A 13,800-nucleotide genomic window follows, 5' to 3' on the forward strand; every position below is an offset into this window, starting at 1 on the left:
TCTATGACTCCGAAACTAACCCGTATTCTTTTGCCTGTTCTAAATCGACAGTGACTAATTTTGATGTACCCGGTTCAGGCATGGTCACACCCAACAAATCAGTTGCCATGGTCATCGCCAGCTTATTATGTGTAATGTAAATGAATTGTACATGTTCAGAAAGTTCTTTTACCAAATTACAATATCTCTGAACATTCGCATCATCAAGTGGTGCGTCCACTTCATCTAGTACACAAAACGGTGCCGGATTTAATCTAAAAATCGCAAATACTAATGCTAACGCTGTTAAAGCCTTTTCTCCACCGGAAAGTAATGCTAGAGAACTATTTTTCTTACCCGGTGGCCTTGCCATCAGTTTAACACCAGATTGCCAGTCATCTTCAAGACTTAAACTCGCCTCACCACCATTAAAAACCTTTGGAAACAGGTTTTGCAACTCCTGATTGATCTGATCAAAAGTTGTCATAAACAGCTTACGGGTTTCCTGGTCAATGCTTTTCATCGCATCTTTTAATTGAGTTACCGTATTTTCCAAATCTTGAATCTGGTGACTCAGCTCATCAAAACGCTGAGAAACTTCTTCAAACTCTTGCGAAGCGGCAAGGTTAACTGCACCGATTTTTTCAAACTGTTTCTGTACTTTTTCCAGTTTTTGCTGGTGCTCGACTAAATCTATTTGTAAGCCTTTTTGAAACTCGGCATTTAGCTCTTTAAGCTGCTCTTGATAATGCTCACGATCTGACTTGGCTGCTTGCCATGCCAACCGTTTCGCTTCAAGTTGTTCTCTGAGCTGCTCATCTTTTTGTTGATATTGATGACGCTGATCGGTCAAAGTCTGCTGTTTTTCCTGCACACTATTGAGTTCAAGCTGCCATTCATTCCAGTTCTTTTGCAACTTTTCAGTTTGAGCAAATTGTTGCTGAAACTCTGACTCAAGATTTGGTAACTCTAATTGAATAGGGTCAACAAACTTTTTCGCTTGCTCCATTTGAACATTAATTTGCTGATATTGGCTTTGCAAGAATGAGATATCTTTTTCAAGCAACTCAATCTGTTGAGTTGTCTGCGTGCTATTACGGCGTAAAATTTCACGTTCTTGTTGCTGATGTTGCAGGGCTTGTTGCTGCTCGTCTAACTGTTCCGTTAATTCTTCTACCCGAAATTGCAAAGTTTTATAGTCAGGTAAAATGGTTTCAAGCTTGATTGCTAATGCATGCAAATCAATTTCAAGATCGTCTTTTTGCATTGCATCTTCTTCAAGCTGCATGTCTAACTGACCAAGTTGATCTTTTAATTGCTGTTTTTGCAATAAAAATGCTTGTGCTGCGGTTTGTTGCTTGGCAATTTGCACATCAAGCTGTTGTAAGTCTTTTTGCTTTTGTTTCACAACCTGCTGTTTGTGCTGCACACCAGACTGTAATTGCCCTAAATCATCTTTTTGCTGAACTATAATTTGATCTAATACTTGTAATTCTGGTTGCTGCTTTTGAAGAGCTTGTTCAATTTCATCTAGACGAATACGGTGGCTCAGCATACCTTGTGCACTTTGACTTTCGTCATCATACATAAGGGCAATCACCCAATCCTGCCCGACATGATAACCATCTAAAGTCAAAACAGACTGGCCATGTTGCAACTGCTTTTGCTCATTTAAAGCTTGAGTCAAATCTTGTGCAATCGCTACATTTGAAAAGATTGATAGCTGTGGCGATGCAATCCACTCATTTAAACAAGCCAAGTTACCTTTAAATTTACTTGTTTGCTCTGAAGGTTTTAGCTGGCGAGCAACTCCTTCTTGAAAGACTTGTTCAGTCTCAAGAATATGAGCTTGTAACCATTTTGCTAAAAACTTCTCAACAATCTGCGCATGTGGTTTACCTTGCTCTGTTAACTCTAGAGCCTGCATTAAACGTAGCGTATCTTGATGTTGTTTTGGACTTTGCTTTGCAACAAGCTGGCTTAGGTTTTTCTGCTCCGATAATAAAACTTGGATTTCTGTTTTCAGCGTTTGCTGCTGATTTTTACTTGATTGATGTTGCTGTTGAGATTGCTCTAAATGCAGTAATTGTTGCTCAATTTCAGTTTCAAGCGACGCGATTTCGCCAAGTAATTTCTGTTGCAGTTGCTCAAGCTCGCCCTGATCATCTTCATGAACATGCGATTGAATTTGGTTTGCTTGATGTTGCAGCGTTTCTTTTTGCTGCTCAATGCGCTGAACATTTTTACTCAACTGTTCAATTTGAGCTGACATCTGCATTTTTTGCTGCTGTTGTTTTTCAACCTGAGCTTTTACTTGCTCAAACTGTTGTTGTGCTTGTTTCTGCTGAGATTGTAAATCAGCAAAGTTTTGTTCAGCCTCCGTTGCTGTATGCTCAACACCAGTTAGAGCTTCTGTTTGTTCTTCTAGCTGATTATTCAGTGTTTCAAGTTGCAATTCAGAAAGCTGTAAACGTTCTTTAGTTTGGAATCTTTGCTGCTCTAACTGAACGAGAGTGGTACTATTTTGCTGGTATAGACTCTGTTTTTGTTCAAGAGTCATTTTCAGCTCAGATAGTTTCTTTTCAGCTTGTTGCCATTCTTGTTGTAGCGGTGAAGATTGCTGAATAAGTCGCTGAAACAAAGCACTGGTTGCTTCTAAATCATGTTCAATCGTGCTTAATTCTGAGCGAACCAATTTAAAGGTTTCACCCAATTCATTCATTTGAACGGTATATTCTTCTTGTAGGCGTACACTTTTCTCTGCCTGAAAAGACAAAATTTCAATTTTGAGCGTACGAATCTGGCTTTCTAAAGTTTTATATTGAACCGCTGCTTCCGACTGACGCTTAAGCGTTTTAAGCTGCGATTTTAACTCTAGTGCAATATCGTCTAAACGTGAAAGGTTTTGCTCTGTATGTTCAAGATGCTGCAAAGTTTCACGGCGACGAGCCTGATAACGAGAAACACCTGCGGCTTCCTCAATGAACACACGCATTTCTTCAGGCTTGGCATCAACCAAGCGGTTAATCATGCCTTGCTCAATGACCGCATATGAACGTGGTCCTAAGCCTGTTCCCAAGAAAATATCGGTAATATCACGGCGGCGGCAACGTGTACCATTCAAGAAATATTCTGACTTACCTTCACGCGTGACCTGACGGCGAACAGCTAACTCATTATAAGCACTATACGATCCACCCAACTTTCCATAAGTATTATCAAAGCGTAGCTCAACACTGGCCACACCAACGGGTTTACGTTTGGAAGTCCCCGTAAAAATAACATCTTGCATGCTACCACCACGGAGTTGACGAGCGTTTGACTCACCCATCACCCAGCGGATTGCATCGATTACATTTGATTTGCCACAACCATTTGGACCAACCACTGCTGTGCGGTTAGCCTTAAAATTTAAGGTTGTACTATCTGCAAAAGATTTAAAGCCGGAAAGTTTTAAACTGCTTAAACGCATAATGCCCTAACTAGCGGCGTGAGCGTCTTGCCCAAGCCAATTCAATCTGTTTCATTCGTGTCAGCGATTCCAACACAAGGTTACGTAAGTGTCGACAAAAATCTTCCATAAATAAAGCGGCTTGTTGTGATTTTCGGATTAAAATTGCATCAGTCACGAGTTTAAATAATGCAAATGCTTCTTGTAGTTCCCGCTTAGAGGTATTTAAGGTCAAAAAATAACTACGACGTAATGAGGGTAATAACTCTTTATAAAATTTCATTAGATAAGGATTACCCACCATATCTTGCTGTTCAGCTAAATATTGGAAGACCCCATCATAAAATTTTTCGATATCACCTGCTTTGACATGTTCAAGAAGTTGCTCTAATAGCAACTGTAATTGATCTGCTTCATGCGCACGCCATGTTTCGCTCATGCGTTGTACAATATGCCCCAATAACATCATATTTGTATCAAACAACGCTTTAACTTGTTGTGCAGACATTTCTGAAACAATTGCCCCACGGCGTGGAAAAATCTCAATTAAATGAGTACGCTCTAATAATAACAATGCTTCACGAACTGATCCTCGGCTAACGTCAAGTTCTTTGGCAATACGTAGTTCTTGAATACGTTCGCCTTCTACTAGCTCGCCACTAATGATCTGTTCGCTAATATATTTGACAATTTGCTCAGAAAGACTTTCTGTCTCTTCGAGATTCATAAATCACCCGCTACTTTTTATATGCATTAATCCATGCTTTTCTTTCGCATCCTTGTTTTTAACTGATCCCATCGATTAAAAACTATGTCATTGTCTGACAATTTTATTGCATTTTAAGCCAACTCATTTAAAAACAACACCAAAATCAGATGAATAAAAGCTTGGAGCGCTCTTATATGTTATGAATAAAAAAAGCTCGAATTCCTAAAAATTCAAGCTTTTACTCCACAGTCTTATAAATTTGAGATTTTAGTCTCTAATGCATAATGCCTTTATAAATAAAATAACTACCTACCACCACTAAGAGGCAAGCAAAGCATTTTTTTAACATCTGCGGCGACAACGCATGAGCAACCTTTGCTCCAAACTTCGCTGTGACAAAACTCATGACACTAATGCCAATAAACGCATAGATATGCACATAACCAATCGTGTTAGGCACTGAGATTTGTTCTTTGGCACCAAACCACATAAAGCCAATCGCGCCAGCAACTGCAATTGGTAAACCGCAAGCGGCAGAAGTCGCGACAGCTTTTTGCATGACCACGCCATGACGGTTTAAATATGGAACGGTTAAACTTCCTCCCCCAATTCCAAAAATTGCAGAGGCAATACCAATGCCTCCACCCGCCATGAATTGCATAGGGGTTGAAGGGAGCTGACGCGTTGGATCAACAACTACATGTGCTCCTTTAAACATCCGATAGGCCATCACAACCGCAAAAATACCAATAAGAAGTTGCAAATGCTGGCCAGACATCAGGTCGGCAATACCCGCCCCTAAAAATGAGCCCAACACCAGTCCAGGCGCTAAATTACGAAAAACAGGCCAAAGTACTGCACCCTTTTTATGATGAGCTGAAACAGAACTAAAAGACGTCACAATAATGGTTGCAAGCGATGTTCCGACTGCAATATGCATGATTACCGCGGGATCGTAGTGCAATTGGGTAAAAACGACATAGAGGATTGGTACAATAATTAGTCCGCCACCAACTCCAAACAATCCGGCAGTAAAACCAGCAATTGCGCCAATGAGTAAATATATGATTAACTCCATAAATGTTTTACCACTCTGCTCATATTCAACATGGATTTAGAGACTCGCCAACTACAACAACTTTTAAGCGCAAAAAACCAGCTTCCAGAAGTGGTTTTATTAAAAGCAACCACAACTTCGACCAATGATGATATTCGTGAAATTGCCCAAAAAGGCATTACAACGGGCTTGGTTTGCAGTGCTCAACAAACTCAAGGGCGAGGTCAACATCAACGGCAATGGATTTCACCTGAAGGAAACATTTATTTAAGCACATTGGTGCAAACTCGAACACCCTTAGATGGTCGCTTAGCACTTGAAGTTGCTCTGAATATTTTGCAAATCCCCCAGTTACAAGCTCTTAATCTGCAAGTGAAATGGCCAAACGATTTATATAGTGCTCAGGGTAAATGGGGTGGAATTTTAGTCGAACCACTGTCTCAGCATCAGGCTATTGTAGGTGTAGGGATTAATTTAAAAACACCACCAGTGACTGATAGTGATCAACCAATTACCTCTTTAGAGGATTTAGGTCTAGATCAAATGGGTCGTCTTGAGTTAATTTCAGAGCTTTATGTTGCCATTCAAAATGCTGCTCGCTGGTTTGATCATGGCTGCTACAATTTAGCGGGACGTTTTAACCATCACGCGGCATGGATTAATCAGCTAGTTCAGTTCGAACATAGTCAGGGACTGGTACATGGTCGTTTTGTTGGAATCTCCAATGAAGGTGCAGTAATTCTTGAAACTCCTGAACCTCAACAGTTTTATCAAGGTCGCTTAAGACCGCAAGTGAATCAATAAACAGGTGTTCTTCCATGAAAAGTTTATGGCTTGATATCGGGAACACCCGTTTAAAGTATTGGATTACTGAAAATCAGCAAACTATTGAACATGCAGCTGAGCTACATTTACAGTCTCCTGCCGATTTATTACTTGGGTTAATTCAACACTTTAAGCATCAAGGCCTGCATCGAATCGGGATTTCTTCGGTACTCGATACCGAGAATAATCAACGTATTCAGCAGATTTTAAAATGGCTTGAAATTCCAGTAGTTTTTGCGAAAGTTCACTCTGAATATGCAGGCTTACAGTGTGGTTATGAAGTTCCGAGCCAGCTTGGAATTGACCGCTGGTTACAAGTGTTAGCTGTAGCTCAGACAGATGAAAACTATTGCATTATTGGTTGCGGAACAGCGCTTACAATTGACTTAACTCAAGGTAAACAGCATTTAGGAGGTTACATCCTGCCTAATTTGTATTTGCAGCGAGATGCTCTTATTCAAAATACCAAGGGTATTAAAATTCCAGACTCAGCTTTTGATAACCTAAATCCGGGCAATAACACTGTAGATGCAGTACATCACGGTATTTTATTAGGCCTGATTAGTACCATTGAAAATATTATGCAGCAATCTCCTAAAAAGCTACTGCTGACTGGTGGTGATGCAACACTATTTGCCAAGTTCTTACAAAAATATGAGCCTGTGGTAGAAACCGATCTTTTACTCAAAGGATTACAGCAATATATTGCCCATTATCCTAAAGACTAAAATACAGAACAAAATAAAAGGCGCTATATGCGCCTTTTATTTTATAGATTTATTTCTTTTGGTCGTTGTTACCAAACAGTGGACCCATTCCGCCACCGCCACCGCCAAATTGCTTTTGCATATTGCCTAATGAACGCATCATTTTGCTCATACCAGATGGATTGGCAAACTTCTTCATCATTTTGGCCATTTGTGCTTGTTGCTTGATAAGTTTATTCACTTCAGCAACATCCATACCACAACCTGCCGCGATACGCTTTTTACGACTTGGGTTCATCAAGTCTGGGTTACGGCGCTCTTTAACAGTCATTGACTGGATAATCGCTTCCATCTTCTTGACTTGTTTTTCAGGGTTCGCTTGCTCAATCGCTTGCTGAATTCCTGCACCGCCCATGCCAGGCAGCTTGTCTAAGAACCCCATCATGCCGCCCATTTTTTTCATTTGCTCAAATTGCATCAGCATATCTTCAAAGTTGAAGCTACCGCCTTTTTGCAATTTTTTCGCCATTTTTTCGGCTTTTTCTTTGTCGATTTTACGTTCAACTTCTTCGACTAAAGAAAGTACATCACCCATGCCTAAAATACGTTGAGCAACACGGTCTGGATGGAATGGTTCTAAAGCGTCAAGCTTCTCACCCATACCCAAGAACTTGATTGGCTTACCAGTAATGGCACGCACAGAAAGCGCTGCACCACCACGTGCATCACCATCAGTTTTAGTAAGAATCACACCGGTAAGTGCTAAAGCATCATTAAATGCTTTTGCTGTATTTGCAGCATCCTGACCTGTCATGGCATCAACCACAAACAAAGTTTCAGTCGGCTTAACTGCTGCATGCAATTCTTTAATTTCGTCCATCATGTCTGCATCGACATGTAGACGGCCTGCTGTATCGACAATCAATACATCAGCAAACTGGATTTTTGCCTGTTCAATTGCACGATTAACAATATCAATTGGCTTTTCAGAAGGATCTGAAGGAATAAAGCCTGCACCAACTTCATTTGAAACAGTTTCTAACTGTTTAATCGCTGCCGGACGGTAAACGTCGGCAGAGACAGTCATTACTTTTTTCTTTTGACGTTCTTTTAAGAAACGTGCCAGCTTGGCAGCAGTTGTGGTTTTACCTGCACCTTGTAAACCAGCAAGTAATACTACAACAGGAGGTTTCGCACTTAAATCAAGTGTTTCATTCGCCTCACCCATCATCTTGGTGAGTTCGTCATAGACAATTTTTACAAATGCCTGGCCTGGTGATAACTGAGTCATCACTTCTTGGCCCAATGCCTCTTCCTTAACTTTCGCGATAAATTCACGAGTTACAGGTAACGCGACATCGGCTTCAAGAAGTGCCATACGTACTTCACGTAAGGTATCTTTAATATTGTCTTCGGTCAGCTGCCCTGAGCCAGTAACATTTCTTAAACTCTGTGTGAGTCGTTCTGTTAAGGTATCAAACATTGCAAAATCCGCTTAAAATGGCTAGTTGCAAAAAAATCTTTCTCGAAATAGAAAATTTATGCATAGAATGCTATAGGATACTTTAGTTCGCAGCGAATTTATATCTTATATAGATGAATTAATCCTGAAAAAGGTTTGACATGATTAGCCTCCCCTTGGTTTATACAATTTTGGCACTCATCGCATATACCACTTCTTTCTGGTATCTGTTTATTCGTTTAATGTCAAAACGTGAACCAAACTCATGGTTATTTGCTTTTGTTACTATCTTGGCATTAGTACTGCACGGCACAGTTTTATGCGATGCCATGCTTACACCAGCAGGAATTAACTACGATGTATTTAACCTGATGTCTTTTACATCGGGGCTTATGTTATTGTTAAGCTTAATTTTTAGTACTTTCCGCCCTATTCTGCCGTTAAACTTGTTAGGCATTCCTGTCGCAGCTATTGGTCTTATTTTAGGGTTTGCCTTTAGTCGACCAGATCAATTTATTGAACAGCATTCGTTAGGACTTGATACTCATATCATTCTTTCGCTTTCTGCCTATGCAGTTTTACTGATGGCAACCATACATGCGATCTTAATGTGGTTCCAAAATCGTGAACTCAAAAAGAAACAAAAAAAACGTTTCTGGGTCAACTTACTACCGCCGATTCAGGCGATGGAATCTTTATTATTTGACCTAATCATTACTGGTTTCATTTTATTAACGATTGCGCTTACATTTGGTTTTTTAACAATTGATAGCTTCTTTGCTCAGCATCTCGCTCATAAAACCGTATTTAGTATTATTTCTTGGTTTATCTATGGCTCATTACTGATCGGCCATTACAAACTTGGCTGGAGAGGTCAAAAAGCAATTCGTTTTACCTTAATGGGTTTTGTACTTTTAGCGATTGGATTTATCGGCAGTAAATTTGTGCTTGAGATGATCTTAGGGCGCTAGAGAAATTAAAATTTAATCGATACTAGACAGCGTTATGCATATCCCGTATAACGCTGTTTTCGTTTTACTCAGGTGACACAGACTGTGAAACTCATACTCGCTCCAATGGAAGGTTTAACTGACCCGATCATGCGGGATACACTCACATCTGTTGGTGATTTCGACTGGTGTGTGACCGAGTTTATTCGCGTTACAGACAGTATTTTGCCAGACCACATCTATTATAGTTTTTGTCCTGAACTAAAAAATGACGGTAAAACGGCAGCCGGTACACCTGTTCATGTTCAATTCCTAGGTAATAACCCAGATATGCTGGCAGCAAATGCAGCAAAAGTTGTTGAATTGGGTGCACCTGCAATCGACCTTAATTTTGGTTGCCCTGCAAAAACCGTTAATCGACATCGTGGTGGTTCAGTCCTTCTTGATGAACCAGACGTGGTACATCTGCTGATTAAAGCAGTGAGAGATGCTGTACCTGCTCATATTCCTGTTTCAGCAAAAATGCGTTTAGGTTACCTCGATGAAAACCATACAATGGAAAATGCCCACGCTGTCGAAGATGCAGGTGCAAGCTGGTTAACTGTACACGCTCGAACTAAAGCAGATGGCTATACACCACCAGCTTATTGGGAAAAAATTCTACCTATTAAAGAAGCTTTAAAAATTAATGTCATTGCTAACGGTGAAATCTGGACCAATGCTGATGCTAGAGCCTGTCAGCAACAATCTGGTTGTGAAGACTTAATGATTGGCCGTGGTGCGGTGACAACTCCTGATTTAACCCAATGCATTCGCCAAAATATGGATGAAGCGTTATTTAGTTGGGAACAACTCGTTGACTTACAAATTCGCTTTTTAAACGGTCAAGCAAAAACAGAAATTGGGATGGTTGGTCGTTATAAACAGTGGTTAGGTATGATGACCAAAGCCTACCCTCAAGCGAAAGAATTATGGGATCAAGTGAAACGAATTAAAGCTTTAGATGAGATTGTTCAACAATTAGAACACACCAGATCAGATACTATTTAACTCGGCATAGCCTTTAAAAAAAAGAGGGCGATTGTTTTCACAGCCGCCCTCTTTCGTATTTCAGGTTAAGCTATTATTCTTTTTTAAAAGCCGCTTACTTTCATTTTAAAGTCAGTTACAGAAACGCCAGTGACACCAAAACTCCCCATAGAACCATTAGGTAAATTATTAAACGTTGTTGTATTTTGAGTACCCATATTCCCTAAAGTGACATTATTAAGTGAAGCATCAAATTTACTAGATGCACCTGTATTACCAAAAGTTAATCCAGTTGGATCAACTCCTGCATAAAAACCATCTAATACAAAACCAGTTGAAGTATTTGTTCCTGCAAACTTAAACCCAAATGTAGCACCCGTATTATCGGACACTAAAGTAATTGGACAACCCGTAGCAGCAGAACAAATAGATTGAATTGCCCCACCAAATTTAACCATAACGGACTGGGCAGCATGACCCAGTTGAATGTTTAAACGGGGTTTATTGGTTTGTACAAAGTTAATATCTAGATTTCCAGTAGAACGAATGATTTCTTTTACACCCGTATTTACTGTCGTTCCCGAACTAAAAATTGATTTTGGTGCATAACTTGTTAATGCATAATCGGATGGGTTAGATAAAGATGTACTTGGGGCTAAATAAACTGAAAAAGGTAGAAGTCGAATTCCGTTTACATCATTCCCCATAGATATAGCTAAATTTAAAAAAGGATTTCCCCCCCCAGCATCGGTATCCATTGCAATATTAAAAGAAGGATTACCCGATACAGCGGCTTTAATAAACTCTATACCAGGAACTGGATTAGTAGAGTTTCCAGCAATGACAAAACCAGCCTTACTGTTATAAGAAGTTGAAGCAATACCATTAGTATCAATGAGTGCGACTTGGTTAAATTTAACTTTATCGGCCTGAATTCCTAAAGTTAAGCCATTTTGGCCCGTCGCTGCTGCAAGGCTTTGATCATCCAAAGGTTGCATTGCAAATACACTTGAACTACTGGCAAGTAGCAGCCAGAACCCTATATTTTTATTCTTCATGTCGCTCTAATCCTTAAGAGACAAACGCTTATTATTTGTTCAGACTATCAGAATAATATTCAAGTACAAAGCAATTATCTCTATAACCCGACGAATGCAAATCCAATCACACTAAAATAAAATTTATATAAAAAAGTGACGATAATCGTCACTTTTATTTATTAGTTAAAGGCCCCATTTCTAGGCACAATACTAAAGCTACTATTTAAACGTCCACCAGTAATTGCAAGCTCACCTAAACGTGCTCCAGCTCCTGTTGAAGGTGGATAGAAATTAATATCTTTAACACGTAATGCGCCGTCAATGCTCTTATCAGGGTTAAAATAAACCGCCGTATTTACGCCAACTTTACCTAAACCACTTGTTGTATCTTTACCCACAACCAAAGCACTATTAAACGCTAGCTTTCCTGTAATATTGTCAAAACCAATTGCAGAACCATCAATCGGATCACTAATTTGAACCGTATTTCCAGTTGCTGTCGCAGGCACTGTGAAATCGCCGAGTACAGTTAAGGCACTACCATCTGCAATTGAACTATTTGGCACAATTGATAAGTTAAGATCGCCACCTAAACGGAGTTTTAGACCAAATAACACATCATTATTTTTGGCAAAATTATCAATAGGTGAAGTACATGAACCCGTCGCTGGACACGTTTTATATTTAGCCCCTGGTAGATAACCAGCTGCAATTTCTGTTGATAAAGCAAGTAGCATCTCTTTTAAACTAATATTAAGACTGCCATTTTCTAAACCAATACTTCCATTGCCTTTGAGGAACATATCAATATTACGTAAGCCCATGTAATAATCAGTAGGACTACCACCATTATTAGCATTTGGAGAACCATCAATTAATAAAATTGAGGTTGTTTTAGTTCCAGTCGCATCACGTCCCGTAGTTCCAGCAGCAATACCAAAACCTAAACGCGAAGTGGTTCCAGATGCAGCTACAGCATTTCGAACAGGCTTACCATTTGCATCTTTTGTATAGTAATAAGCACTATTTGCTGGTGCATCTAAACCATATACAGCAGCGTTAGCATTTAAGTTATAAAAAGGTAATGCTAAGCCCCACTGGTTATTTGCACCATTGTCTGCAAACTGATTGGCAGCAGCAACATTTGCACTTGTCGTAAAACGACCGCGTCTTGAAAATGCCTGAAACTCTGCTCCACGCATCGCAAGAATTAAGCTAAACGGATTAGTGACCGTATCACGGTGAATATTATGCTGATAATCAGCAGCTGTTGTTAAAGTACCCGACCCTAAACGAATTGCATTTAAAGTCGCGTTGTTTGGCATTAATAATGTTTTTGTATCAGCAAGATTTAAATAAATATTTCCGCTGTCAAAATAACCACGCGTAGCGGAGTTAAGGCCGGTTAAATTACCAAATTCGAAACCATAAGCATTCAGACCTGCTCCACCAATTTCTAAAGTGGTTGCTTTGCCATCTGAGCCCAACATTGAGTCATTGTCTTTAGTGAATTCACCTTTCATACGAAAGGCAATCCCAGAATTACCTAAAATACTATTACTTGAGCCCGTACCCGTAGCGGTATTTGCAGTGCCTAAAGTGGTAGTGTCCGCCGTACCATCCATGCCACGGACTTGTAAATAACTATTTACCATACGTCCGCTAGCACCTAAACGAATCAAACCTTTCGCATTTTGGGGACTATTGGTTGCATCTAAAGCATAAGGGTTAGTTTTATCCACATTAGAACTTAACATGACCTCAATATTCAGGCCTGAATTAGTTACTTTTCCACTACTATCTACATATGTTCCTGCTGTTAGACCAGAAGCTGAATCTGCTACACGGTTAAAATCAACATAACCATAGGTACTATTTGGGGTTTGCCCTACACTAGCAACGTTAGTTCCAGTATTCGTCTGTAAAACTAGGCCACGAGTTGGGTCAATCAGCATGGCTCCTTTACCGACAAAATTAAAGTTAAAATTTCTTAAAATTAACTGATTTAGCTGACTACGAGCATCTAATTGCCCTAAATAAATATTGGTATTATTAATACCAAGTGTCATGCTTGACTGGCTATTTGCATTAAATAAGCCATCTTGGGTTGTAAGTGCTAAATTTAAAGGAGAGGTCGTTTGAATAGCCAACTGCCCTAAAGTTGGTGAGCATGTAGCAGAGCTATTACAGACTTTAACGCTATTTACGGTAATAAGTGATGGACTACTTTGCATAGAAAAGTCGAGTCCAGTTTTACCCGTAGTTGGGTTACTCCCTACATCTAAACGGTAATTAGTGCTTAAAGTTTGGCTAGATGCATTACTTTTTTGGACTTTTACACCACTTGCTTGAGCTCTTAATACCTGATCAGCACTTGTTGGTGTGCCTGCATGGTCATCCCAGTAAGCATTATCAATATTAATTTCATTAAACGTCGTTTGAATCGAGATCCCATCTTGTCCATTGACGGCGCTCAAATCAGCATCTGTTAAAGCTTCTAAAGCATAAATTTGACCACTCACTAACAACATGCTGGTTGCTAATGTATTTAAAATAAACTTTGAGCTGTGATTTTCTTTATTTTTTTTCAT

10 protein-coding genes are annotated in these 13,800 nt (G+C 39.7%); 4 read left to right on the forward strand and 6 right to left on the reverse strand.

The window, feature by feature from the left end; all coding sequences use genetic code 11:
- Window position 1: 1 nt before the first annotated feature.
- The 3 genes from smc to AAC388_RS14440 all read right to left on the reverse strand — a co-directional run bounded on the left by smc (window position 2) and on the right by AAC388_RS14440 (window position 5,217).
- The gene (gene smc / locus AAC388_RS14430) at window positions 2-3,451 is read right to left on the reverse strand and encodes a chromosome segregation protein SMC (RefSeq protein ID WP_342370845.1); all 3,450 of its coding nucleotides are present in this window, start codon (window positions 3,449-3,451) and stop codon (window positions 2-4) included.
- A gap of 10 nt (window positions 3,452-3,461) precedes the next feature.
- Window positions 3,462-4,157, reverse strand: a complete 696-nt coding sequence (locus tag AAC388_RS14435; RefSeq protein ID WP_016144478.1) for a GntR family transcriptional regulator — start codon at window positions 4,155-4,157, stop codon at window positions 3,462-3,464.
- 256 nt (window positions 4,158-4,413) lie between these two features.
- The gene (locus AAC388_RS14440; protein ID WP_014205929.1) at window positions 4,414-5,217 is read right to left on the reverse strand and encodes a sulfite exporter TauE/SafE family protein; all 804 of its coding nucleotides are present in this window, start codon (window positions 5,215-5,217) and stop codon (window positions 4,414-4,416) included.
- A 30-nt stretch (window positions 5,218-5,247) separates the two neighbouring features.
- Between AAC388_RS14440 and AAC388_RS14445 the strand changes: the two genes are divergently transcribed.
- Together AAC388_RS14445 and AAC388_RS14450 are read left to right on the forward strand one after the other, a co-directional pair.
- Window positions 5,248-6,000: a biotin--[acetyl-CoA-carboxylase] ligase gene (locus AAC388_RS14445; protein ID WP_068526716.1), complete on the forward strand. Its 753-nt coding sequence runs from the start codon at window positions 5,248-5,250 to the stop codon at window positions 5,998-6,000.
- 14 nt (window positions 6,001-6,014) lie between these two features.
- The gene (locus tag AAC388_RS14450) at window positions 6,015-6,749 is read left to right on the forward strand and encodes a pantothenate kinase (protein WP_064785587.1); all 735 of its coding nucleotides are present in this window, start codon (window positions 6,015-6,017) and stop codon (window positions 6,747-6,749) included.
- 49 nt (window positions 6,750-6,798) lie between these two features.
- Here the strand turns inward: AAC388_RS14450 and ffh are convergent, their stop codons facing one another.
- A complete protein-coding gene (gene ffh, locus AAC388_RS14455; RefSeq protein ID WP_342370846.1) occupies window positions 6,799-8,211 on the reverse strand; it encodes a signal recognition particle protein in 1,413 nt (470 codons plus the stop codon).
- 140 nt (window positions 8,212-8,351) lie between these two features.
- On the opposite strand from ffh, the gene ccsA reads away from it, so the two are divergent.
- Window positions 8,352-9,161 (forward strand): cytochrome c biogenesis protein CcsA, encoded by an 810-nt coding sequence (gene ccsA / locus AAC388_RS14460; protein ID WP_002120294.1) that lies wholly within the window; start codon window positions 8,352-8,354, stop codon window positions 9,159-9,161.
- 84 nt (window positions 9,162-9,245) lie between these two features.
- Window positions 9,246-10,190, forward strand: a complete 945-nt coding sequence (locus AAC388_RS14465) for a tRNA-dihydrouridine synthase (protein ID WP_025464116.1) — start codon at window positions 9,246-9,248, stop codon at window positions 10,188-10,190.
- 83 nt (window positions 10,191-10,273) lie between these two features.
- Here the strand turns inward: AAC388_RS14465 and AAC388_RS14470 are convergent, their stop codons facing one another.
- Window positions 10,274-11,227, reverse strand: a complete 954-nt coding sequence (locus AAC388_RS14470; protein ID WP_342370847.1) for a DUF6160 family protein — start codon at window positions 11,225-11,227, stop codon at window positions 10,274-10,276.
- Window positions 11,228-11,388: 161 nt separating this feature from the next.
- Window positions 11,389-13,800, reverse strand: coding sequence for a DUF6160 family protein (locus AAC388_RS14475; protein ID WP_342370848.1), 2,412 nt, complete (start codon window positions 13,798-13,800; stop codon window positions 11,389-11,391).

The organism is Acinetobacter sp. D009 (genome assembly GCF_038562025.1).
Lineage (GTDB): Bacteria > Pseudomonadota > Gammaproteobacteria > Pseudomonadales > Moraxellaceae > Acinetobacter > Acinetobacter pittii.

Excerpts from the sequence above, each read along its gene's own strand:
- smc (WP_342370845.1), bottom strand. The coding sequence starts at position 3,451 with ATGCGTTTAAGCAGTTTAAAACTTTCCGGCTTTAAATCTTTTGCAGAT.
- AAC388_RS14435 (WP_016144478.1), bottom strand. The coding sequence starts at position 4,157 with ATGAATCTCGAAGAGACAGAAAGTCTTTCTGAGCAAATTGTCAAATAT.
- AAC388_RS14440 (WP_014205929.1), bottom strand. The coding sequence starts at position 5,217 with ATGGAGTTAATCATATATTTACTCATTGGCGCAATTGCTGGTTTTACT.
- AAC388_RS14445 (WP_068526716.1), top strand. The coding sequence starts at position 5,248 with ATGGATTTAGAGACTCGCCAACTACAACAACTTTTAAGCGCAAAAAAC.
- AAC388_RS14450 (WP_064785587.1), top strand. The coding sequence starts at position 6,015 with ATGAAAAGTTTATGGCTTGATATCGGGAACACCCGTTTAAAGTATTGG.
- ffh (WP_342370846.1), bottom strand. The coding sequence starts at position 8,211 with ATGTTTGATACCTTAACAGAACGACTCACACAGAGTTTAAGAAATGTT.
- ccsA (WP_002120294.1), top strand. The coding sequence starts at position 8,352 with ATGATTAGCCTCCCCTTGGTTTATACAATTTTGGCACTCATCGCATAT.
- AAC388_RS14470 (WP_342370847.1), bottom strand. The coding sequence starts at position 11,227 with ATGAAGAATAAAAATATAGGGTTCTGGCTGCTACTTGCCAGTAGTTCA.
- AAC388_RS14475 (WP_342370848.1), bottom strand. The coding sequence starts at position 13,800 with ATGAAAAAAAATAAAGAAAATCACAGCTCAAAGTTTATTTTAAATACA.